This window comes from Hymenobacter profundi, from assembly GCF_019334315.1.
In the GTDB taxonomy this organism is placed as follows: Bacteria; Bacteroidota; Bacteroidia; order Cytophagales; family Hymenobacteraceae; genus Hymenobacter; species Hymenobacter profundi.
Genome location: NZ_JAHWGL010000005.1, coordinates 76,370 through 96,837, shown reverse-complemented (window position 1 = coordinate 96,837; position 20,468 = coordinate 76,370). Strand labels below are relative to the sequence as shown.

At 57.9% G+C, this 20,468-nt stretch carries 21 protein-coding genes; 9 read left to right on the top strand and 12 right to left on the bottom strand.

Annotated elements, in window-relative coordinates; translation table 11 throughout:
• Positions 1-61 precede the first annotated feature (61 nt).
• On the bottom strand, positions 62-445 hold the full coding sequence (locus KYK14_RS02820) for a PAS domain-containing protein (RefSeq protein WP_219156751.1): 384 nt from the start codon (positions 443-445) through the stop codon (positions 62-64).
• Between the two features lie 268 nt (positions 446-713).
• Between KYK14_RS02820 and KYK14_RS02815 the strand changes: the two genes are divergently transcribed.
• From KYK14_RS02815 to KYK14_RS02805, 3 genes are all read left to right on the top strand, one after another.
• On the top strand, positions 714-1,421 hold the full coding sequence (locus KYK14_RS02815; RefSeq protein WP_219156749.1) for an ABC transporter ATP-binding protein: 708 nt from the start codon (positions 714-716) through the stop codon (positions 1,419-1,421).
• A complete protein-coding gene (locus tag KYK14_RS02810) occupies positions 1,422-2,816 on the top strand; it encodes a DUF3526 domain-containing protein (RefSeq protein ID WP_219156747.1) in 1,395 nt (464 codons plus the stop codon). It begins immediately after the preceding gene.
• Positions 2,817-2,899: 83 nt separating this feature from the next.
• Positions 2,900-4,363 (top strand): DUF3526 domain-containing protein, encoded by a 1,464-nt coding sequence (locus KYK14_RS02805; RefSeq protein ID WP_219156745.1) that lies wholly within the window; start codon positions 2,900-2,902, stop codon positions 4,361-4,363.
• 85 nt (positions 4,364-4,448) lie between these two features.
• Here the strand turns inward: KYK14_RS02805 and KYK14_RS02800 are convergent, their stop codons facing one another.
• The 5 genes from KYK14_RS02800 to KYK14_RS22530 form a co-directional block, all read right to left on the bottom strand.
• Positions 4,449-6,242, bottom strand: coding sequence for a M14 family metallopeptidase (locus KYK14_RS02800; RefSeq protein WP_219156743.1), 1,794 nt, complete (start codon positions 6,240-6,242; stop codon positions 4,449-4,451).
• 100 nt (positions 6,243-6,342) lie between these two features.
• Positions 6,343-6,588, bottom strand: a complete 246-nt coding sequence (locus KYK14_RS02795) for a hypothetical protein (RefSeq protein ID WP_219156741.1) — start codon at positions 6,586-6,588, stop codon at positions 6,343-6,345.
• A 178-nt stretch (positions 6,589-6,766) separates the two neighbouring features.
• Positions 6,767-7,216, bottom strand: coding sequence for a hypothetical protein (locus KYK14_RS02790; RefSeq protein ID WP_219156739.1), 450 nt, complete (start codon positions 7,214-7,216; stop codon positions 6,767-6,769).
• Positions 7,217-7,244: 28 nt separating this feature from the next.
• Positions 7,245-7,634: a MerC domain-containing protein gene (locus KYK14_RS02785; protein ID WP_185283996.1), complete on the bottom strand. Its 390-nt coding sequence runs from the start codon at positions 7,632-7,634 to the stop codon at positions 7,245-7,247.
• Positions 7,635-7,831: 197 nt separating this feature from the next.
• Positions 7,832-7,963 (bottom strand): integrase core domain-containing protein, encoded by a 132-nt coding sequence (locus tag KYK14_RS22530; protein ID WP_425514665.1) that lies wholly within the window; start codon positions 7,961-7,963, stop codon positions 7,832-7,834.
• Positions 7,964-8,199: 236 nt separating this feature from the next.
• Between KYK14_RS22530 and KYK14_RS02775 the strand changes: the two genes are divergently transcribed.
• Entirely contained in the window at positions 8,200-8,562 is a 363-nt protein-coding gene (locus KYK14_RS02775) for a low molecular weight protein tyrosine phosphatase family protein (protein ID WP_219156735.1), read from the top strand.
• Between the two features lie 84 nt (positions 8,563-8,646).
• Here the strand turns inward: KYK14_RS02775 and KYK14_RS02770 are convergent, their stop codons facing one another.
• Positions 8,647-8,904 (bottom strand): hypothetical protein, encoded by a 258-nt coding sequence (locus tag KYK14_RS02770; protein ID WP_185283998.1) that lies wholly within the window; start codon positions 8,902-8,904, stop codon positions 8,647-8,649.
• A 205-nt stretch (positions 8,905-9,109) separates the two neighbouring features.
• On the opposite strand from KYK14_RS02770, the gene KYK14_RS02765 reads away from it, so the two are divergent.
• On the top strand, positions 9,110-10,057 hold the full coding sequence (locus KYK14_RS02765; protein ID WP_219156734.1) for a zinc-dependent peptidase: 948 nt from the start codon (positions 9,110-9,112) through the stop codon (positions 10,055-10,057).
• Between the two features lie 67 nt (positions 10,058-10,124).
• Here the strand turns inward: KYK14_RS02765 and KYK14_RS02760 are convergent, their stop codons facing one another.
• Entirely contained in the window at positions 10,125-10,910 is a 786-nt protein-coding gene (locus KYK14_RS02760; protein WP_219156732.1) for a sterol desaturase family protein, read from the bottom strand.
• Positions 10,911-11,117: 207 nt separating this feature from the next.
• On the opposite strand from KYK14_RS02760, the gene KYK14_RS02755 reads away from it, so the two are divergent.
• Together KYK14_RS02755 and KYK14_RS02750 are read left to right on the top strand one after the other, a co-directional pair.
• Positions 11,118-11,804 (top strand): GNAT family N-acetyltransferase, encoded by a 687-nt coding sequence (locus KYK14_RS02755; protein WP_219156729.1) that lies wholly within the window; start codon positions 11,118-11,120, stop codon positions 11,802-11,804.
• 105 nt (positions 11,805-11,909) lie between these two features.
• Entirely contained in the window at positions 11,910-13,769 is a 1,860-nt protein-coding gene (locus KYK14_RS02750) for a M2 family metallopeptidase (protein ID WP_219156727.1), read from the top strand.
• 65 nt (positions 13,770-13,834) lie between these two features.
• On the opposite strand, the gene KYK14_RS02745 is transcribed toward KYK14_RS02750, so the two are convergent.
• On the bottom strand, positions 13,835-14,539 hold the full coding sequence (locus tag KYK14_RS02745) for a GAF domain-containing protein (protein WP_219156725.1): 705 nt from the start codon (positions 14,537-14,539) through the stop codon (positions 13,835-13,837).
• A 481-nt stretch (positions 14,540-15,020) separates the two neighbouring features.
• Here KYK14_RS02745 and KYK14_RS22390 point away from each other — a divergent pair, with 481 nt between their 5' ends.
• On the top strand, positions 15,021-15,338 hold the full coding sequence (locus tag KYK14_RS22390; RefSeq protein WP_219156723.1) for a hypothetical protein: 318 nt from the start codon (positions 15,021-15,023) through the stop codon (positions 15,336-15,338).
• Between the two features lie 85 nt (positions 15,339-15,423).
• Here KYK14_RS22390 and KYK14_RS02735 read toward each other — a convergent pair whose 3' ends face one another.
• The gene (locus KYK14_RS02735; RefSeq protein ID WP_219156721.1) at positions 15,424-16,143 is read right to left on the bottom strand and encodes a pirin family protein; all 720 of its coding nucleotides are present in this window, start codon (positions 16,141-16,143) and stop codon (positions 15,424-15,426) included.
• 178 nt (positions 16,144-16,321) lie between these two features.
• Positions 16,322-17,158, bottom strand: a complete 837-nt coding sequence (locus tag KYK14_RS02730) for a LexA family transcriptional regulator (RefSeq protein WP_243900239.1) — start codon at positions 17,156-17,158, stop codon at positions 16,322-16,324.
• A 271-nt stretch (positions 17,159-17,429) separates the two neighbouring features.
• Between KYK14_RS02730 and KYK14_RS02725 the strand changes: the two genes are divergently transcribed.
• Positions 17,430-18,125: a precorrin-2 dehydrogenase/sirohydrochlorin ferrochelatase family protein gene (locus KYK14_RS02725; protein WP_185284005.1), complete on the top strand. Its 696-nt coding sequence runs from the start codon at positions 17,430-17,432 to the stop codon at positions 18,123-18,125.
• An 81-nt stretch (positions 18,126-18,206) separates the two neighbouring features.
• Here KYK14_RS02725 and recQ read toward each other — a convergent pair whose 3' ends face one another.
• Entirely contained in the window at positions 18,207-20,438 is a 2,232-nt protein-coding gene (gene recQ, locus KYK14_RS02720) for a DNA helicase RecQ (RefSeq protein WP_219156719.1), read from the bottom strand.
• Between the last annotated feature and the right edge of the window lie 30 nt (positions 20,439-20,468).

Sequence of the window (20,468 nt, the reverse complement as noted above, 5' to 3'; positions counted from 1 at the left end):
TTAGTAGGGTGAGGGCTGTCTTTCATGACTCTCGAAAGATAAGACCCTATTCTGTCCAGATTTACCCGACCACCTCAACCTGCTCGGTCACATTGTAGGTGTAGGTCACGAAGCCGTCAATCTGCCCAGCCTTATTATAACGGTCCGGGTAGGTGAGGTCACAGTAAATACCCTTAGGAGCCATCTCGTGCGGCTGCTTGGTGGCCATCACCCGCCGCAACGAGGCGCGCACGTTGACTTCGGGCGTTTCGGGGTTATCGGGAAAGACGTCGAAGATGTGCTGCCTTATGATCAGTATCCCGCTGGGTGAGGATAGCGTAGCGGCTAGGTCGTCGTTGGCCCCCACAATTACCAAGTCCGGGAAATGTATAAAACAGGCGTGCTCTTCTGTTTGCTTCTGTCGGAGTAGCCTTCCTACGCTCTGCAACAAATCCTTGCTTGGCACAAACCGTCTACTTGTACTGCTTATCCAAAACTACCTTCTTATCCGAGAACTGTGAGCAGTACACGATGGGATATGCTCCTATCTCAAAGTAAATTTGCTGGTCAACAACCTGCTCGATTGTACGCTGAGTATGGTACCCTGGCTGCGCAACGACCTCTACTACTAGGTTTCCTAGCTGGGTATCAATGGCTGTTTGTCGGCCAGCTATACGTTGTAAAGCACACTGTTGCGCGGATTTTACAGTTCACGCACGGCCATCTCTCCTTTTATGCTGCAAGCTGAAAACCTAACCAAACGCTACGGCACGCACCTGGCCCTCGACCACCTCAACCTGGCTATTCCGTCCGGCGAGGTGTACTGTTTGCTCGGCTCCAACGGGGCCGGCAAGTCCACGACCATTAATATCTTTCTGGGCTTTATGCCGGCCAGCAGTGGGCGGGCGCTGATTGACGGGCTGGAGGTAGCGGTGAACAACCACGCGACGCGCAACCTGGTTGCCTACATTCCCGAAATCGTGAATCTGTACCCAACGCTGACCGGCTTGGAGAACCTAGCATTTTTCAGTGGGCTCTCCGGCTTCCGCTACTCCCACACCGAGCTAACGGATTTTACCCGCACAGCGGGCCTGCAAGCCGAGGCCCTGGACCAGCGAGTTAGTGGCTACAGCAAGGGCATGCGCCAGAAGGTGGGCATTGCCATTGCTTTGGCCAAGCAGGCCAAAGCGCTGTTTCTAGATGAGCCTACCTCTGGCCTGGACCCGCACGCCAGCAACGAGTTTGCTCAGGTGATCCGCCGCCTTAGCCAGCAGGGCGTGTGCACGCTTATGGCGACCCATGACCTGCTGATGGCCAAGGAGCTGGGTCACCGCATCGGCATCATGCACCAGGGCCGTCTGCGCCAGGAGCTGCGCGCCGACCAGGTAGACTACGCCGAGCTGACCAACCTCTACCTCGCCACCGTTAATCAACCAACCTAAATGCTGCGCTTACTCATCGGCAAAGAACTGCGCGAGCTGCGGCGCACCACCAACGCCACCTGGCTGCTGGTCGGGCTGGCGCTATTGGTGGGGCTGGCCCTCTACAACGGGTATGCGTACTACACCACGCGCAGCGCCTTTCTGCGCCAGTCGCAGCAAACCACGTACGCGCAGTTTATTGCGCAGGGCGACAAGAATCCGCACCTGGGGGCGCATTTCGGCTTCTATGCCTATAAGCCCACGGCCGACTTAGCCCTGCTCGACAACGGGGTAGAAGACTACACCGGCAACTCGTTTTACCTGGAGCCGCACAAGCGCGGCGAGGTGAAGTTTCGGGAGGTGAGCGACGCAACGGCCCTGCGCAGCTTCGGTTTTCTGAACGTGGGTTACTTCGCCCAATTGTTGCTGCCGTTGTTCATTTTTCTACTCACCCACAACCTATTTTCCAAGGAATGGGAAAACGGCACCATCAAGCTGGTGCTCAGTGCACGCGTGAGCACCGGGCAGCTATTGGCGGGTAAGTTGCTGGCGGCGGGGGTGGTCGTGGGGGCAGTAGTGCTGCTGCTGGCGCTGGGGCCGCTGGGGCTGTTGGCCTGGCACCTCGGGCCGAGCGGGCTAACGCCGCTGCTTCCTACCTACGCCTGCTATGTGGCCGGGCTGGTGCTGTACGCGGCGCTGCTCACGGTGCTGGGCGGGGCAGTGTCGCTGCTCACGCGCAACTCGGCCTTGTCGCTGGTGGTGCTGGCTGGCTTCTGGCTGCTGGGCGTGTTTCTCGTGCCGCGACTGACGGGTGAGTTGGCCCGGCGCACGCATCCTGCCACCACAGCCGTCGAATTTGACGACTACACCTTTCACGATATGCAGTACGGCGTCGGCCATGAGGGGACGAAAGACGAACGCCGCGCCGCGTTGGCTGACAGCGTGATGGCCTATTACGGTGTCAAGCGGCTGGAAGACTTACCCGTCTACTTTATCCCCATCACCATTGAGGCGGCCGAGGAATCGGACGGGCGGGTGATGGACCGGGCCTACGCCGCTATTGAGCGCAACGAAGCCCGGCAAAACCGGCTGGTGCAGCTAAGCGCCTTGCTCTCGCCCTTCCTAGCATTCCGCGAGCTGTCGCTTCACCTCACCGCCACCGACCTGGATACCCACCGCGACTTTGCCGCTCAAGCCGAAACCCACCGCCGACGCGTGGGCCGCATTGTGGATGCGTTCTACCAGAAAAACACCGTGGCAGGCAACGCCTTTTGGCGCACGGTGCCCCAGTTTGCCTACGCGGCGCCTGGCCTAGGCTGGCGGCTGCGCCATGCCACTGGGCCCGTGCTGCTGTTGCTGGGCTGGAGTGTGGTAGCGGTCAGTCTACTCGTGCTAGCTAAAAAAATCAGCTTATAGCCAGTGGCTGCTACCTGTTCGCTTCTTTTGAACGGGTCGTCAATCGCAGCTTATCGCTACAAGCCAATCGCTCATCGCTTTGTATGTCTGCTTCTTTACTCCGGGTGCTGTGGCGCCACGAGCTTACCTGCCTGTACCGCAACCGGGTGCTGGTCGTTCTTTTTTCGCTGGTGCTGGTGGTGCTGCTGGCCGCGCTGTGGGCTGGCAGCAGCCAATGGCACACCCAACAACGCACATTGGGCCGCATCCGGGCGCACCGCCACGAGATGCAAGACAGCCTAGTGCAGCGCATCAGGCGCGTGGAAGCGCAGGGCATGCACTACCCTGGCTTCATTTGGGACGACCCCACATTCGCCTACAACACGGCCCGTAACGAAGGCCCGCAGTATGCCGCGAAGGTGCCCTTTGCGCTGCAAGCCTTGGTGGCGGGCCAGAGCGGGGTGCAGCCCTTCTACTATAAAGTCTACATCACCAAAAAGCAGCAGCTGGTGCACGAGAGCGAGATTGACAACAGCTACCTGCAATTCGTGGGCACCTTCGATTTTGCGTTTGTTGTGGTGTATTTGCTGCCGCTGCTCCTGATTGTGTTCACCTACAACGTGGTATCGAGTGAGCGGGAACAGGGTACGTGGGTGCTGCTCAAAACCAGCAACCAGTCCATTGCCCAGCTCACCCTGGCCCGGCTCGGGATTCGCTATGGGCTCTTTACGCTGTTTTTCTGGGCCATTGTCGCGCCGGTATTGGCCGGGCTCGTTGGTCCGGCTTTCCTAGCGACCAGCAACTGGTGGTGGCTGGTGGCGGCCGTGTCGCTGTATTTCGCCTTTTGGGTGGCGCTGGCGCTGCTCGTCAATAGTTTTTCGCTGAGCTCTAATCTGAATGCGCTGACGCTCATCTTCCTCTGGCTGGTGCTGGGTCTGCTGGTGCCGGCGCTGTTGCAGTTTGGCCTCGACCGGGCCTACCCCATCCCGAGCCGCATTGCCATTACCACAGCCGAGCGCGACGCCATCAACCACTACTTCGAGCGCGATGGGCAGACGCTGACCCAGGAGGTGTTCAGCAGCCCGCGCACGCTCATTCGGCAGGCTTCGGTGGTGACACCAGGCATGGTGTACGGCTACGGCGTTATCGTGTATAAAAGCCAGGAAATCAAGGATGCGGCCACCCAGCAGGCTGAGCGCCAGCTCTACAGGCAGATCGAACAGCAGCAAGTGGCCTTGCGTGGCTGGCAGCTCACGAGCCCGGCCCTACTCCTGCAGGAAACCCTATCGGCGCTGGCGGGCACGCACTGGCAGCAGTTCAACCGCTTCAGCCGCGACGTGGATGCTTTCCGCTACCGCACCCAGCGGTTCTTTTACCCCAAAATGGCCCAGGAAAGCACCTACCGCACCTTCACAGTAGCCGACGCCGAGGCCATCCCGCAGTTTCAGCCCCGTGTGTATGCCGACTACCATTGGCTACCGATTGGCCCATCGTGGCTGCTATACGCGGGCATTACCGCCGTCGTGCTGGGGGTGGGCTATCGGCGGTTGCTGCACGCGACATGGTAGGTGGTCTACCCTGTGCGGCGCCGAGGCGAGCCAGCGTTGTAGCCCGGTCATAGCGTAGTGAAGCAGGCTCCACCATAACCACCCTCTAGTTTACCTCGCGGAAAATCGGGTAGCGCAGCGGGTAGGGATGGCCCGGCCCAGCGTGCGCATAAAGCCAGGTGAGCCGAGCGTCCGGATCGGCGGCGAAGGCAGGCTCGGCACGGAGCTTGGCTTCAAATTCTGCTTTCAGCTTCGGTTCGGTGGTCAGCAAACGTTCACCCAGCGCGGCCAGCACGAAGGCGTCCGTGTTTGGGGCAGGCGACAGCATTTCGGGGAAGAATCCCCAGGCCAGGAACGAGTCCTGGCTTTCCGGCTCCAGCAAGGCGGCCGCTAGCAGCCCATTGGGCTGGTCGGCGGGCACGCGCACGCTCCCTGCCGGCATCACCTGCTCACTTTGCTCGTGCACGAAGGTGGCCGTTATCGGCACGCGCCCTTCGCTGGGCTGCAACAGCTTGGGGTCGACGAGCTGCACTTGGTCGAGTTGCAGCGTCCGCGGGGCGGTCAGCGTCTCGAACGCAATGCCGTGCAGGCGCAGCCGGTCCAGCACCTCCGTGTAGGCGGCGGGCACCCACCAGGCCTTGGGCAACTGCACCGTCTCGGTGGGCTGCTGCCCGATGATGGGCATGCGGAAGGTAATCGGCCGGCCCAGCCAGCGCTGCTCCCGCCGCCCCGATGCCGGCGACTGGTACCACTCAAAGGCTACCCCCTTGAACTTGTCGATCCAGCCGATGGGCTGCGGGGCGGGCTTCCAGCGCGTGAGCAGTTCGGTAGGACGGCTTGCGCGGTCCTGGGCCTTGGCGGCGGCAATCCGTTCGGCATCGCCCGCCGCAATTTTCAGGGCGGCTTCTAGCAGCACATAGGTGCCCAGCACGCGCTGGCGGTAGGGCTTGAGCATGTGGTTCTCGACCAACACAGTAGGCACACTGATAAAGTCTCCGTAGCCGGTGGAGTAGCGGGGGCCTTCGGGACTGTAGCGGATGCCCTTGGCCGGCTCGCGCGTGTCGATGGGGCTGGGGTACTTGATGGGGGTGTGGCCTGCCTTAGTCAGCGCCTGCGTTACGGCCGGGCCGAAACGTCCGTCCAGCCAGTCAGCGGTGGCCCGGTGGCGCGCATACGTGCCCCAGCCCGCGTAGGTGAAGGTCACATCGTACTGCATGTCGAAGCCTTCGCTGACGTGGCAATCAATGTAGAGAATGGGGTCTAACTGCCGGAGCAACCCAATCATGGCGCGCGATTCGGGCGCATCTAATTTGCCGTAGTCGCGGTTCAGGTCGATGTTGCGGGCGTTAGCATCGCGTCCTTTTTCGGCGGGGCCACGCACGTGCACGAAGTTCCACGGGCTCATCTGCTCATGGCCGTCGATGTTGTAGATCGGCACGAACACCAAATCGACCTGGTCGAGCAGATTAGCTTTCCCGCGCAACGCGATGTCGCGCAGCAGCATTAGGCCGGCATCCTTGCCGTCAATCTCGCCCGAGTGGATACCCGCCTGCACCAGCACCACCGGCTTGGCAGCGCCGCCTTTGCTGGCGCGCACGTACAGCAGGTCGCGGCCTTCCCCCGTGCGGCCGAAGGTGTGCATCGTCAGCAAAGGAGAAGCCGCATCGAGCCGCTCCAGCCAAGACCGAACCTCGGCGTAGCGCGGCGTAGTCTGAAAATTAGCTGCCTCGGCCGGCGTAATCCACGGGTCGTTTGGCTTCGCAATCAGCCGCTCGCTCTTGCCGGACCACGGCAGAACGGGAGGCAAGTCCAACACATTCTGCGCCATCATCTGCATTGGCTCCAAGCAAATCAACGCCGCGACGAGGGCTGTCGTACGGCAACTTATGGTATTCGTCATCTTGTAAAAGGGTTGTCGGGCCACGTGTTGGCCGTTGAGTAACGGTAGAACATGTGTGGTTGCCAACAGCTATTAGGGTTGTTTCACACGGTTACACCACTCACCGTCTCACGTTCTTGCCTAGTTGCTGCATCAGAGCCGGCTTCTTCCATGGTGCGGTGCGATGGTCTGCCTCCATTTGCTGATGGTCGGCGACTAGTTGCTCGTGCGTGCTGGTTGCGGCGGCGGCTTCGGTAGTACCAGCGGCCGTGGTCGACTCGGTGCTGGGTTGGCAGCTGCTCAAGCTCAGCGCCAGCCCAACTAGCGAGGCTAGCAGTGCCGGATAAAAAGACGTAAAGTGCTTCATGCAGATAGGTTTGCGGCAACGAATTACCGCATCAATATTTCCTTTACAATGAAATGGGTAGGAGCAGCTAACGCATAATTCCCTACCGCTCCTACCCTACTTTAGCTACCTACAGTCTGCTAAACCACGGAAGTCATCCTTGAAACGCAGTTCTATCGCAGTCGACAAATGGCCTTCCTCAACGCAGACGTTGGTAGTACGTTTGCCGAAATACCTGTTGCGTCGGCTGCCAAATGGGGTGTTCCAGGCGTAGCTCCCGGCGGGTGAGTTTTACAATGCGCTGCCCGTCAAGGGCTGAGATGGGCTGCGCATTGAGCGTACTAACGCGCAGCAGACCTTGCCGAATGGTATAGCTACCCTCCTCTTGCAGGGTAGGTTGGCCGGCGCGGCTTAGCTCGTAACGGTAGGTGCTATCGGGAAAGAACGTGACCAGGGCGGTTTGCTCACCGCTTTTCAAGGCCGCGTTGGTGTCTCCCACGGGGCTATCCATTAGCTTGTCCTGTAGAGAATCCGGCAACGGGCGACGGGCCTCGAAGTAGATCTGTCGCATCGCCCAGCGTCCAACCAGCGTTGGTGGGGTTGGAGCAGCGGTTCCACTTAGCAAAAAAGACAACAGCAGCGAGTACATAGCAACCAAATAACAGCCAGCGCGTGTATCAGCCAGCCGCAGGCGCTGGCACCACAGCGCAACGACGGCACTGGCGAAGGTTCAACAGGTGCATGCCCACCAATCCCAGTGAGGCGGCGTACTGCACTAATTCCAGCCACGGCCAGCGGTCGGCCAGCAGCACGGTAACGGCAAACAACGCAAAGCAAGACCACAGGCTCAGACGGAGCCAGCGCGCGGTTAGCTGCCACGTGGCTCCCATCACCAGCACGCCACTCAGCACTAGAAACAGCGTGTCCCAATGCGAAGAAAGCGCGGCGCTTTGGGTGCCGCTCCACCAGGCTAGCAACAAGGGACCAGCCGCACAGTGCAGCAGACAAAGCGTCGCATTCACGATGCCCCCGTAATCGGCCCACACCCGAGATAAGGAAGGTTTCATGTGGCAAATATAGGCCTTTATTCCTTATTTTGCATCTTAGTTGCATATCAAGGCAGCGCGTTATATTCTACCCAACACTTCTCATAGCTTGCTAGCGCGCAAGAACGGCAGACACAGTTGAAACAACACTGCACTAGGGTAATCTAGTAAAAATGGGCAGTGCACTAAGATAGGCTGACTCGGAAGCCGTGCTCGAATTACTCTGGTGAACGGTAGCCCAGGGCGGCGTGGCGGCGTCCGGCGTTGTAGTAGACGATAGAATAACTGACTTCCAGCCGGGCTTCGGTCAGGTTAGGAAAGCTACCGCCATTGAGCAATTCGGTTTTCAGCCGGCTCTAGATGGACTCGATGTGGAAGTTATCGTAGCAATTGCTTCATCGGCTCATGCTGAGCGGGGCTTGGTGGCGAGCCAGTAGGTCCTGAAAACCGGTAGCTATGTACTGACCGACGGAGCACCACGTAAGTCGGAGTGCACAATGAATCCGGGCATTGTGTCACGCACGTCCCAGCCAACGATCTTGCGTGAGCAGCAGTGAATGGTTTTCGTGTATCTTTCTATTCTGCTATGCCTATCTCGCCTACCCCGCACCAGCTCCTATTCATTTGCAGCCAGAACCGCTGGCGCAGCCTCACGGCCGAGCGCCTGTTTGACGACCACCCACACTACCAGGCACGCTCGGCGGGCACGGAGCCGGGGGCCAGGGTGCGCGTCACGGCCGGGCACCTGGGCTGGGCCGACGTGGTCTTTGTGATGGAAAAGAAGCACACCGACATTTTGCGGCAGAAGTTTGCAACGGAGCTGGAAGGCAAGCAAATTATCAACCTGCGTATTCCCGATAAATTTCAGTTTCTGGATGTCGTACTTCAGGATTTACTCCGCGAGCGGCTGGCAGAGCACCTACCTGCTTTTACAACAGGTAGCAATTAGTAGCAAGCTGTTCCAAAAAGCTACCCTCCGCAAAACCTTGGCAGGGCTTAGGAGCCCTGCTAGGGTTGGTAGATGCAACTGGTTCTAGCGCAAGATCTTGCCCCGATTATCCCAGTGGCTCGACTTCACTTCCAAACTATTGGGCTGGCGCTTGATGGTCCGAGTGTATCGCTCGCCCGCTATCAACCCATCGGGGCGGCGCTTGCCGAAAAACAAGGTTACTGGCTCGCCGTGCTCATTGGTTATGAAGGTGATATCGTAGCCTTTGAAAACGTCGTCGATGCTGGTCGAAGGTTCGTATGTCTTGCTTAGCTTCTTATCTAACTCGCGGTGTAGTGGCATGGGATAGGTAGGGTTGGTGCAGTGCCTGTGTACGCACGCTTATTTTTCGGCAGATAAGCGAGCATGCTTTTTCAGTAGTTTTACCAGGGGCGCCCTCCGTATTTTCTGCCAGCCGTGCGTCTTGTGTCCCGTTGCTGCGCTGCCTTGACGCTTTATTCGTTGCGGTCTACCAACCTTCGTGCGGGATGTCCGTTAGCAACGGGCTATGAATTACGTACTCTTCGCGGCCTTCGTGGCTGGGGTTATCTTTCTGTTTTACCGCTACGCCACCCGCGACAGCCGCATACTAGCCGCCGCGCTGGCCCAGGAGTTTCCGGACAACTGGCGCCAGATTCTTACCGAGCGTATTGCCTTTTATCTGTCGCTAACCAAAGACGACAAGCTTCGTTTCGAGCGTAAAATTCAGGTGTTTCTGGCCCAAACCAGTGTACGGGGCATTCAGACGGAGGTAGACGATACCACGCGCCTGCTGGTAGCCGCCTCGGCCGTTATCCCAACCTTTGGTTTTCCGGAATGGGAGTACGGCAACCTGGGCGAAGTATTGATTGTGCCCGATGCCTGGCAAAGCCCCGACGACCCCAGCAAGGAAGTGAAGCCCCTGGCCGGCACGCTGTTGGGCTCGGTGCGCGGATTTCAGGGCGCACACTATATGCACTTATCCAAAGCCTCATTGGAGCAGGGATTTGCCGATACCATCGACAAGCAGAACGTGGGCATTCACGAGTTTGCGCACATGCTGGACCAGGCCGACGGCGTGATTGATGGTGTGCCCAAGCTGGCCCTACCCGCCGAGTTGCTGAAACCCTGGACCGAGGTGATGCACCGCGAAATGGAAGCCATCCGGGCCGGCCACTCCGAAATTAACGACTACGCCGCCACCAACGAAGCCGAGTTCTTCGCCGTCGTTACGGAGTATTTCTTCGAGAAACCAGAGAAGCTACAGGAGCACCACCCCGAGCTGTACCAATTGCTGATGCGAGCGTTTCGGCAGAACCCCAAGAAGCGCTTCCTGCGCTTTGCCACCGATCCGCGCGAGTGGATTCGGAGCCTGCGCAGCCGTCACAAAAAATTTGGCCGCAACTCGCCTTGCCCCTGCGGTAGTGGCAAGAAGTACAAAGACTGTCACTTGCAGCAAGAGCAGCAAGCTGCATAGGCCGCTCGTTCGACTACGCGTTGAACGTCATTTCGAACTTGTCGAGAAATGACGTTCACTGTATTTACTACCGCTCCTTGCTTCCTGCGGCTTTTTCGAAACGCTCGGGGTACTTGGCGTGGTTGGTACCCATGAGCCGGTCCCACCAGTTGAAATAAAGGCCGTAGTTGCACTTTACCAGTTGGTGGTGCATGTTGTGGTGCGTGCTGGTATTGTGTAAGCGGCCCCAGCGGCTGCGCAAAAAGTGTTGAGGGTAGGGCTCGTAGCCCAGGTGGCCCAGCACGTTCATGCCCATCTGGTACACCATGAAAATACCCAGCGTGAGCGGGTGAATGGGTAGGACAAACACCAGCAGTGGCACAATGCCCGCTTCAATCACGGCCTCCAACGGGTGAAACGAAAACGACGCCCACGGCGACGGATTGTGCGAGAGGTGATGCACCCGGTGCACGTGCCGAAACACCGCCGGAATGTGCATGAAGCGGTGCGTCCAGTAGAAGTAGGTGTCGTGCGCTACAATGGCTACTAATAGGCTGAAGACGAAGTAAAGCCAGCCGTAGTCGCTTATCTTACTGTACATGAGCGTGTAGCCATGTTGCTTCGCCACAAAGATGCTTACGCCTACCATCGCAAAAATCAGGCAGGTGAGCAGCGAGTATTTGATTTCCGTATCGATGTGCTTGCGCTCGGGAAACTTGGGCTGAATACGGCGGTGCTGCCACTTCTCGCGGCGCCACACCCAGAAAACCGCGTAGGCCATGCCCGCAAACACGAGGTAGCGCACGGTAACCAACACCAGACTGGAAAGATAATGGCTACCAGCAGCGGCAGCCGTGGAAGAGAAAAACAACATATGACGATGATAAGATGCTGCGTGTATAACGTGCAAGCCGGCGAAAAATGTGCCTGATCCTACCACAAAACTACTTCAACCAGAAACATATCAACTAGGTTATCACGTGCAGCAGGTGCAGACGGCATGAGGCCATGAGGCATGCGACTCGCGCCGGTTTGTTGGGTAGGGAGTAGCTTTGCGCTGACTTTGCCCCTACCCTCCCCTATGCAGCACGTCCTCGACAACCCAATTTGGAATGCCTTGTGCACCGGCAGTGCCCACCTTGCCGTAGGCAACGAGCAGGCGCGGTACGTGCAGAAGGAAGCCGGAGCATTTGCAGGCCTACGCGAGTACTCGGCCAGCGCCTTCGCCGATTTGCACGACCTGACCCCGGCCGGCACAGCTACCGTACTGTTCACAGCCGGCGAGGTAGCTATTCCGGACAACTGGAAGATACTGGTGCAGAAAGATTTGCTGCAACTCGTGTACGAGCGCCCTACTCCGCCAGCCCTCGACCGCACAGGCGTGGTACCGCTGCAACAGCCGCATATTTCTGCCATGATAGCACTCACGGCCCAAACTAACCCCGGCCCGTTTCTTCAGCGCACCATCGAGTTTGGCGAATACCACGGCATTTTTGAGGGCAATGAGTTGGTGGCCATGGCAGGCGAACGGCTCCAACCCACACCCTACACCGAGTTGAGCGCCGTTTGCACGCACCCTGCGCACCTGGGCAAAGGCTACGCCGCCCGCCTCCTGCAACACCAGATGCACCGCATACTGGCAGCGGGGCGGGTGCCATTTTTACACGTGCTCCCCGAAAACACCCGCGCCCGCGCCGTATACGAGCGCCTCGGCTTTCAAACCCGCCGACAGTTGCAGATTTACGTGCTCGAAAAGCCGGTGGGGTAGTTTGTACGACTGTTCCTTTCGCACCCCTTGGGTGACGGGGTAGGGTTGCTGCGCCGTGGTAGGCTTGGGATTTTGCTGCGTTTTTCGTCGTTTCTTTGCAGTGTTATGAAGAAGTCTTATTTACCTCTGCTTACAGCGGCTCTACTTACCGCCTGCGCCCCTACCGCCAAAACGCCCGCCGTTGCTACCGATTCATCTGCTTCAGCCCCTACGGCAGCACCTCAGGCTGCTGCGCCGGCCAGTTGGCAGCAGCAGGCACAGGAGTTTCTGACCGCCTACTCTGCTGAATACCAGAAACTCTACACGCAATCGTCGGAAGCCGAGTGGCGCTCCAACACCCACATCGTGCCCGGCGATACCACCAACGCTGCCGCCACGGCCCGCGCCAACGAGCGCATGGCTGCTTTTGCGGGCAGCACCGAGAATATCAACCGCCTGCGCGAGCTGCTGGAGCACAAGCAGGACCTCACACCTATCCAGGTGAAGCAGTTGGAAACGGCCTTGTACAACGCCGCCAACTCGCCTCAAACTGCTGCCGACGTGGTGAAGCGCCGCATAAAGGCCGAAACCCAGCAAACGGAAAAGCTCTACGGTTTCGACTACAAATACCAGGGTAAGTCGGTGACGACGAACGATCTGGACGAGCTATTGCGCAAAGAAAAGAACCCGCAGAAGCGCCAGCAGATTTGGGAAGCCAGCAAGGCCATCGGCCATACCCTGAAACCCGGCCTGCTCAGCCTGCGCGACCTGCGCAACCAAACTGTGCAGGCCCTGGGCTACCCCGACTACTTCACCTACCAGGCTTCCGACTACGGCATGAACCGGGAGGAGATGATGGCGCTGGTTCGCAAAATCAACCAGGAGCTGCGCCCGCTCTACCGCGAGTTGCACACCTACGCCCGCTACGAGCTGGCCAAGCAGTACGGCGTGAAGCAGGTGCCCGACTACCTACCCGCCTCCTGGCTGCCCAACCGCTGGGGGCAGGACTGGAGCAGCATGGTAGACGTGAAAGGCCTGAACCTGGATCCTGTGCTGGCTAAAAAAGGCGCCGAGTGGCAGGTGCAACAGGCCGAGCGTTTCTACCAGAGCCTGGGCTTTCAGGCGTTGCCTCCGGTGTTCTGGGAGAAATCGAGCCTCTACCCCCTACCCAAAGGTGCCGATTACAAGAAGAACAACCACGCCTCGGCCTGGCACATGAACCTGGAACAGGACGTGCGCAGTCTGATGAGCGTGGAAGCCAACACCGAGTGGTACGAAACCACCCACCACGAGCTAGGCCACATTTACTACTACCTCACCTACACCAACCCCGAGGTACCAGTGCTGTTGCGCCAGGGCGCCAACCGTGCCTACCACGAGGCCATGGGTAGCCTGATGGGCCTGGCCGCCCGCCAAAAGCCTTTCCTGGCGGGTTTGGGGCTGATTGACCCCAAAGTGAAAACCAACGACATGCAGGCGCTCCTGAAAGAGGCCCTGGGCTCGGTGGTGTTCATTCCGTTTGCCTCGGGCGTAATGAGCGAGTGGGAAAACAGCTTCTACGCCGACAACCTCCCCGCCGACCAACTCAACGCCAAGTGGTGGGCACTTAGCAAGCAGTACCAAGGCATTGTGCCCCCTACTCCCCGCGGCGAGAACTACCTTGACCCGGCCACCAAAACTCACATCAACGACGACCCCGCGCAGTACTACGACTACGCTCTGTCGTACGTCATCCTATTTCAGCTGCACGACCACATTGCCAAGCAGATCTTACACCAAGACCCGCACGCCACCAACTACTACGGCAGCAAGGAGGTAGGCGCTTTCCTGGCCGACATCATGCGCCCCGGTTCCAGCAAAGATTGGCGCCTGGTGCTAAAAGAAAAAACCGGCGAAGACCTCTCGGCCCGCGCTATGGTAGAGTACTTCCAGCCACTGATGGCCCACCTCAAGGAGCAGAACAAGGGTAGGAAGTACACGATGTAACTTATCTGCAACAACTAAAAAAGCCTGCTGTAAAAGCAGGCTTTTTTAGTTGTTGCACTACTGATTTACAGCAACTTATTATCCAGCACCACATCCATATTCGCTAGCCGCTGCTTGATCACCTGCGTTATTTCGTCGTCTTCCAGATTGATACCTTGCGTGCGAGTAGCCAGGTAGCGCGCCAGCGCGAAATTATCGTCTAGTTGCGTTTCCAGCTCGCGCTGAGCTTTTTCCCAGCCGTCTGGGTTGTTGGCGTCCAGGTAGCGGCCGCGCAGTTCAATGGTTTTGCTGACCAGCCGCGCCAGTGCCTGAAGCAGCTCCGATTCGGCAGTTGAAAATACCCGGTGCTCACGGCCAATAACCGCCAGCACGCCAATTTTTATGCCTTCTGTAGTGAGCAGGGCGGTGCCTGCATAGAAGTGCAGGCCCAGCGCCTCGGCGGTGGCGGGGTTCACTAGGTCACAGCTTTCGCGGGTGTAGTCGGAGAAAAATACGGGCGTATCCTGCAAGATGGCCGCCGAGCACATGCTGTCGGGGCGGGCCAGGGAGGTGATGCCGGCCGGTGCGCCTACGCTGGCTTTAAACCATACGCGTTCTTCATCAACCAGTGAAATCAGCGAAATAGGCAGGTTAAACAAGCGCGCCGTCAGGGCCACGTAGTCGTCGAAGATCTTCTCCGGCGTGGTATTCACAATCTGATACTGATGTAGCACCCGCAGGCGCATGGCATCATTATCGGGAATCAAGGACTGGGGAAACAATGCACTCACGCTGGCAGGGTAGCTCGACTTTAAGATGAGCTTGTTAGTTAACGAATTGTGTGGTATTACGTTTGGCCCAACAGAAAATTATGTTGAGCAGTAGGTTTATCAAACACGCAATTTACTAACTATAAATACTTTACATTGCCTCAACTGTTCAGAAAACAGCATCTCCCTTGGTTCCAGCAGACTCCTGGATAAATGAGCGTAGCAGAAGCGTGTTATTCGGCGCAATGGGGGCATAGTGCCCATGTTTCGTAGCTGCTCCGTATACCGCCTACCCCTGCCCTACTTGCCAAGCTGTTTGGCCTGGTGCTCACAACCAGCACCGCCACGCAGGCACCTATTAACACTTCCTATAAATTCAATTTTGGCCTTGGCGAAACAGGACCAGGCTATACGCAGGTATTTCCCAACGCCGCTTATTATCTAGCGCAAGGCTACGGTTTCAGGCGGCAGCAGTGGCAAGGATGGCTTGAAAGGCCATTTCATGACCAGCAACCAGCCGTTCTACTTCTCGGTGGCGCTACCCGAGGGCAACTATCACGTGACGCTGAGCGATGCGCGGGCCGCTACGGCTATTGCGTCGCGGCGGTTGCTGTTGGAACCGCTGACAATCAAGCCGTGTAAGTCGAGTAATTTTACCAAGGTGAATGCCCAAGGCCAGGTAGAGGGCGTGTGCGTGGGCACTGGCATGGGCTTCGACCCGGTATTTTACTACTATCGCCCGATGAACGTGTACGCGGCCCACGGCTCCGGGCAGGCACTAAGGTTATTCGTTTGTTGCAGCAGCATACGTTCGAGATAAACCATAGCTCCGTGCAGTTAAAAAAAACCGTAGCGCAGACTCTGCAGTCCGCGCTATGGTTTTCTTTATTTAGCAACAAGTCTTTTTAATAATTCGCCTCTGCAGCTGGCAAATCAATCAGGATAAACTGAGCGTCTTTTTCGGCGCGAATGTGGAGCACGTTTTCGTCGGTCAGGCGAGCCTGGTCGTTGGGACCAATTTCGGAGCCGTTGATATAAATGGTGCCTTCCTTCACGTACACAAAGGTATTGCGGATGGGAAACGTTTTGAATTCGATTTCCTTTTCCTCCCGCAGATTGGCCCAGTATACGGTGCTGTTGGAGTTCATATACACCACATCTTCCAGCACGCGCTGCCCCGTTACGAGGGGCACCAGCTCGTTTTTGTGACTCAGGAAATCAATGTCCTTTTGCTCGTAGCTGGGCGAAAGGCCCTTTTGATTAGGCAGAAACCACAACTGATAGATGTGCAGCAACTTATCGGTGCGGTTCATCTCGGAGTGGGCAATGCCGGTGCCGGCCGTCATGCGCTGCACCTCGCCCTTGCGAATGGTGGTTTTGTTGCCCATCGTATCCTCGTGGGTCACCTCACCCTGCAATACCAGCGTCACAATTTCCATTTCGGAGTGCGGGTGCTGGGGAAAGCCCGAGTGCGGCTGTATTACATCGTCGTTGAACACCCGCAACGGCCCGAAATGCATGTTATTCGGGTCGTAATAGTCTGCGAAGCTGAACAGGAAGTGGCTGTTCAGCCAGGCAACCGGTGCAGCGTGGTGGCGTTCGATGGCAGGAATATATTTCAGCATGAGCGTAGAAATCAAGTCAAATGTTGCCCAAACATACGTAGCGCGCCCCTGGTAAGTTGAAACAGATGGCCAAGCCATTTCCTACCCATATGCCAAAAAGCCCCGCCAGCGGTATAGCTGGCGGGGCTTCTGGTCTTTTTTCCTGTCATTCCGAGCATAGCAAGGAATAACAATAAGGCTATGCTTTTTTCAGCGTGCTTACTTGCTGCTGCAAATCCAGCACGATGCTGGCCAGGCGGGTAAGCGACAGGTCGGCAATAGGGAACGTGCTGCTGATGTACGCCTTGGCTTCCCAGATTTCCACCACATCCTCTACGCTGATTTCGTAGGGCGAGTACACGGGGTTATCGGAGTGCAGGGCCAGCATGGCGCCGTCTTTGAGGCGGTTGAACACGCGCTTGAACACGATGCCTTCCTTGGAGCTAACCACGATGCACGGCGTGCCGTCTTTCAGCGTTAGCCAGTCATCTACATAGCGGCCCACAATCACGGTGCCGGAGGCAATGGGGAGCATGGAGTCACCGGCAATTTCGAAGGCGCGGTAAGTACCGCCCGTGCCCAGCATGGGGAGGCGAAACTTGGGCAGTTCTTCGAGGTACTCGGGGTCGGCGTAGCCATTGAGGTAGCCAGCGGCAGCCTTTTGGGGTACCAACTCGATGTTTTCGTTTTCCTCTTTATCAACGGTAAGCGCTAGTACCCGCAGCGCGCCGCCAGGGCGGGTAGGCGTGGGGTCGCTGCTTTTCTGGGCTTGCAATTGCAGAATGGCGGCCTTGGCGTTTTTCTTCTTGCTGAAGTCAGTTGTCACCAGCGCGTCGAGCGTGATGCCGAACAGGCGGGCCATGTTCACCAGCGTCAGGAGCTTGGGCTCGGCACGGCCTTCTTCGTAGGCGCCCACCAGGGAGCGTTTGATACCTAATTTTTCGGCCATCTGGGCCTGTGTTAGGCCAAGTTCGCGCCGCCAGAATTTTAAGTTCGTGTTGATCATCGGGGTAGGGAGCCGGGGAAATGGCTGCATCGGTAAAAAGCACCGGCTCACGAAAGTACGAACGCGCTTACGCGAATACTAATTCAATTAGCTAAATTTTTTGCTATTATTTTTTGATCTTTCTCTCGCTTGTCTGCAAAATGGCTTGCTAGTACCCGGTTTTCCGCAGTAGTATCTTCTTCTGTGCTAAACATTTGCTCATTGCCCGCGCTTTCGGAATCGTATTGCCTGAACGTACTATCCTGAAGTACCTTCCTATTTTCGCCGTATTCTTTGTTCTACAAGCCTTTTCATCCACTGTATGTCAACGCCTTCTCCTGCTGGTTTCAACCCGCTATTCCCGGTATTTTTGAAACTGGAGCAGTTTCGGGTGCTGTTGGTGGGTGGCGGCAACGTGGGCCTGGAAAAGCTGACGGCCATTCTGCGCAGCAGTCCGGCCACGGCCGTGATGGTAGTCGCCACTTGGATTTCTCCTGAGTTACGTGCCCTGGCGGCGCCCTACCCCCGCATTCAACTACACGAACGACCCTTCGCCGAGACTGATCTAGAAAACCACGATTTCGTCTTTGCCGCCACCGACGATCCGGCCCTGCACCGCCGCATCAAAGCCGCCGCCACGGCCCGAGGCCTGCTCACCAACGTAGCCGACACGCCCGCCGAGTGCGACTTCTATCTCTCCTCGGTGGTGCAAAAGGGCGACCTAAAAATTGCTATTTCCACCAATGGCAAGTCGCCCACGGTGGCTAAGCGCCTGCGCGCCATGCTGGAAGAAACCCTACCTGAAGAACTGGACACGGTACTGCAACAAATGACCGTCATCCGCGGGCAAATCCAAGGCGACTTTGCTGCTAAAGTGAAGTCATTGAATGCCGTAACGGCTGAGCTAACCGGCGGCCCCGCTTACGAGTCGCCGGCCACACGGCGTTGGCGCTATGTGGCTACCGGCTCGTTGCTGGCACTGGGCGCGGTGGTAGCGGCAGCGTGGCGGAAGCGGTAGGCTGTTCTAAGCAGAATAACCGTCATGCTTCGACAGGCAGACGCCAAATCAAGCATGACGGTTTAAACTATAATTACTCTCCTACTCCCCGCGCAACTTCTTGTTATACGCCGAGGCTAGCCGTAGCGTGAAATAATCATACTTCTCGCGCAGGTGATCGAACAGGTCGCGGAGCATGGGAGCGCCGCCGAGCTGGTCGATGCCAAGCTGGATTTCCGCAAACTGATCGGGCGTGAAAAAGTCTTGCAGGCGCAGGTCGAGGCCCTTGGTGTAGGCCGTGAACAGATGCCCTTGGATGGTAGACAAGGCCATGTTGCGGCGCTCGGCAATAGCCTCGGGGCTTAGGCCCATGCGGTGCAGCTGGAAAGTAGCCTGCTGGGTGTCGTTGGGGCCGTCGCTTTCTTTGCTCTCGCGGCGGCGCGGGCGACTACCCACAGTATCATCGGAATCGATGGAGTCCTCGGCATCGTCGGGGCTGGGCACACCGCCGTGCGCCAGGATTTCGCGGATAAACGCCTCGCCGTAGTTCTCGAACTTCTTCATGCCTACCCCCGAAATGCCCAGCATGGCTGTGCGCGTCACGGGCTTTTCCACCGCCATTTCCTGAAGCGTGGTATCAGTGAAGATAACGTAGGGCGGCACGTTTTGCTCGTCGGCAATTCGCTTGCGCAGGGCGCGCAGGGCCTCGAACAGCCGCGCCTCGGGCGTGGCAGCCACGGGCGTTGCTTCGCGGGGAGCTTTCTTGCCCTTCACGGCCTTCTCGGCAGGTTTGAACTGCTTCATGGACACTTGGCGCTGGCCTTGCAGGACCTCCTTACCCAACTCATTTATTTTCAGTGCGTAGCCTTCCTCGTAGGCAATATAGATTAGGCCATCGTTCAGCATCTGATGGATGTAGCTGTACCAGTCGAGGTAGGGCAAGTCAGCACCGGCCCCGTAGGTTTTGATCTGGTCGTAGCCGCCGCTGAGTACGGCCTGGTTGCGCATGCCGCGCAGCACATCAATGAGCAGGCCGATGCTGGCCCGCTCGCGCATGCGCACCACTGCCGACAAGGCCTTTTGGGCCAGCAGCGTACCATCGAAGGTAGTGGGCGGGTTGCGGCAAATGTCGCAGTTACCGCAGTCCTGGGGTAGGGTTTCACTGAAGTAGTTGAGCAGGATTTTACGGCGGCAGGAAGCTGCTTCGGCAAACTGCTGCATGCGCTCCAGCTTGGTGAGGTTGAGCTGCGTAAGCTTCGGGTCGTCCTTGGAGAGCATGTCACGCAGGCTCATCACGTCGCCGAAGCTGTAGAATAGCACAGCTGTGGCCGGGGCGCCATCGCGCCCGGCGCGGCCTATTTCCTGGTAATAGCCCTCGATGTTCTTGGGTAGGTTGTAGTGAATCACCCAGCGCACGTTGCTCTTGTCGATGCCCATGCCGAAGGCGATGGTGGCTACAATCACCTGCAAATCGTCGCGCAAGAAGGCCTCTTGCACGCTGGCACGCTGGTTGGGCGTGAGGCCAGCGTGGTAGTGGTTGGCCCGAATGCCTTTTTCCTTGAGCTTGCCGGCCACCGTTTCGCACTGCTTGCGCGAGAGGCAGTAAATAATGCCAGCCTCGCCGGGGCGGCGCTCAATAAATTCCAGCACGCCCCCTACCCTGTTCTGGCCCGGCCGCACAATGAGGTTGATGTTGGGTCTATCGAAGCTCGACAGGAACACCTGCGGCTGATTCAGGCGCAGCTGCTGCTGGATGTCGCGTTGCGTGAGGCGGTCGGCGGTAGCGGTGAGGGCAATGATGGGCACGTGCGGAAACTGCTCACGCAGCACGCGCAACTGCGTGTACTCGGGCCGGAAATCGTGCCCCCACGAGGAGATGCAGTGTGCCTCGTCGATGGCAAACATGCTCACTTTGAGACGCTGCAAGAAGGTCAGGAAGCCTTCCGACAAAATCTTTTCCGGCGAGACGTAGAGCAGTTTCAGCGCGCCATTGTAACAATCAGAGGTGATGCTTTGCTGCTCACTCAGGCCTACGCTGCTGTTGATGTAGGCCGCCGGAATGCCGTTGGCCTTCAGGGCTTCTACCTGGTCTTTCATCAAGGCAATCAGCGGCGACACCACCACGCACACACCTGCCTGCACCACGGCCGGCACTTGGAAACACACCGATTTGCCGCCGCCCGTGGGCATCAGCACCACCGTATCCTGTCCGCCCAAAATCGACTCAATAATATCGCCCTGCATGGGCCGAAATTGGTCGTAGCCATAATACTGCTTCAGCACACGGCGGGCTGAGTCGAGGGTAGGGGCGAGCGGTTCAGGTGTGAATAGCATTGGGTAAAAATACGGCGATTTGGCGGGAAT

Bases quoted from the DNA above. Each gene is read 5' to 3' on its own strand.
- KYK14_RS02790 (WP_219156739.1), bottom strand. From the start codon at position 7,216: ATGTACTCGCTGCTGTTGTCTTTTTTGCTAAGTGGAACCGCTGCTCCA.
- KYK14_RS02760 (WP_219156732.1), bottom strand. From the start codon at position 10,910: ATGTTGTTTTTCTCTTCCACGGCTGCCGCTGCTGGTAGCCATTATCTT.
- KYK14_RS02815 (WP_219156749.1), top strand. From the start codon at position 714: ATGCTGCAAGCTGAAAACCTAACCAAACGCTACGGCACGCACCTGGCC.
- recQ (WP_219156719.1), bottom strand. From the start codon at position 20,438: ATGCTATTCACACCTGAACCGCTCGCCCCTACCCTCGACTCAGCCCGC.
- KYK14_RS02755 (WP_219156729.1), top strand. From the start codon at position 11,118: ATGCAGCACGTCCTCGACAACCCAATTTGGAATGCCTTGTGCACCGGC.
- KYK14_RS02765 (WP_219156734.1), top strand. From the start codon at position 9,110: ATGAATTACGTACTCTTCGCGGCCTTCGTGGCTGGGGTTATCTTTCTG.
- KYK14_RS02800 (WP_219156743.1), bottom strand. From the start codon at position 6,242: ATGACGAATACCATAAGTTGCCGTACGACAGCCCTCGTCGCGGCGTTG.
- KYK14_RS02750 (WP_219156727.1), top strand. From the start codon at position 11,910: ATGAAGAAGTCTTATTTACCTCTGCTTACAGCGGCTCTACTTACCGCC.
- KYK14_RS22390 (WP_219156723.1), top strand. From the start codon at position 15,021: ATGACCAGCAACCAGCCGTTCTACTTCTCGGTGGCGCTACCCGAGGGC.
- KYK14_RS02735 (WP_219156721.1), bottom strand. From the start codon at position 16,143: ATGCTGAAATATATTCCTGCCATCGAACGCCACCACGCTGCACCGGTT.
- KYK14_RS02770 (WP_185283998.1), bottom strand. From the start codon at position 8,904: ATGCCACTACACCGCGAGTTAGATAAGAAGCTAAGCAAGACATACGAA.
- KYK14_RS02810 (WP_219156747.1), top strand. From the start codon at position 1,422: ATGCTGCGCTTACTCATCGGCAAAGAACTGCGCGAGCTGCGGCGCACC.
- KYK14_RS02795 (WP_219156741.1), bottom strand. From the start codon at position 6,588: ATGAAGCACTTTACGTCTTTTTATCCGGCACTGCTAGCCTCGCTAGTT.
- KYK14_RS02730 (WP_243900239.1), bottom strand. From the start codon at position 17,158: ATGCAGCCATTTCCCCGGCTCCCTACCCCGATGATCAACACGAACTTA.
- KYK14_RS02805 (WP_219156745.1), top strand. From the start codon at position 2,900: ATGTCTGCTTCTTTACTCCGGGTGCTGTGGCGCCACGAGCTTACCTGC.
- KYK14_RS02725 (WP_185284005.1), top strand. From the start codon at position 17,430: ATGTCAACGCCTTCTCCTGCTGGTTTCAACCCGCTATTCCCGGTATTT.
- KYK14_RS02775 (WP_219156735.1), top strand. From the start codon at position 8,200: ATGCCTATCTCGCCTACCCCGCACCAGCTCCTATTCATTTGCAGCCAG.
- KYK14_RS02785 (WP_185283996.1), bottom strand. From the start codon at position 7,634: ATGAAACCTTCCTTATCTCGGGTGTGGGCCGATTACGGGGGCATCGTG.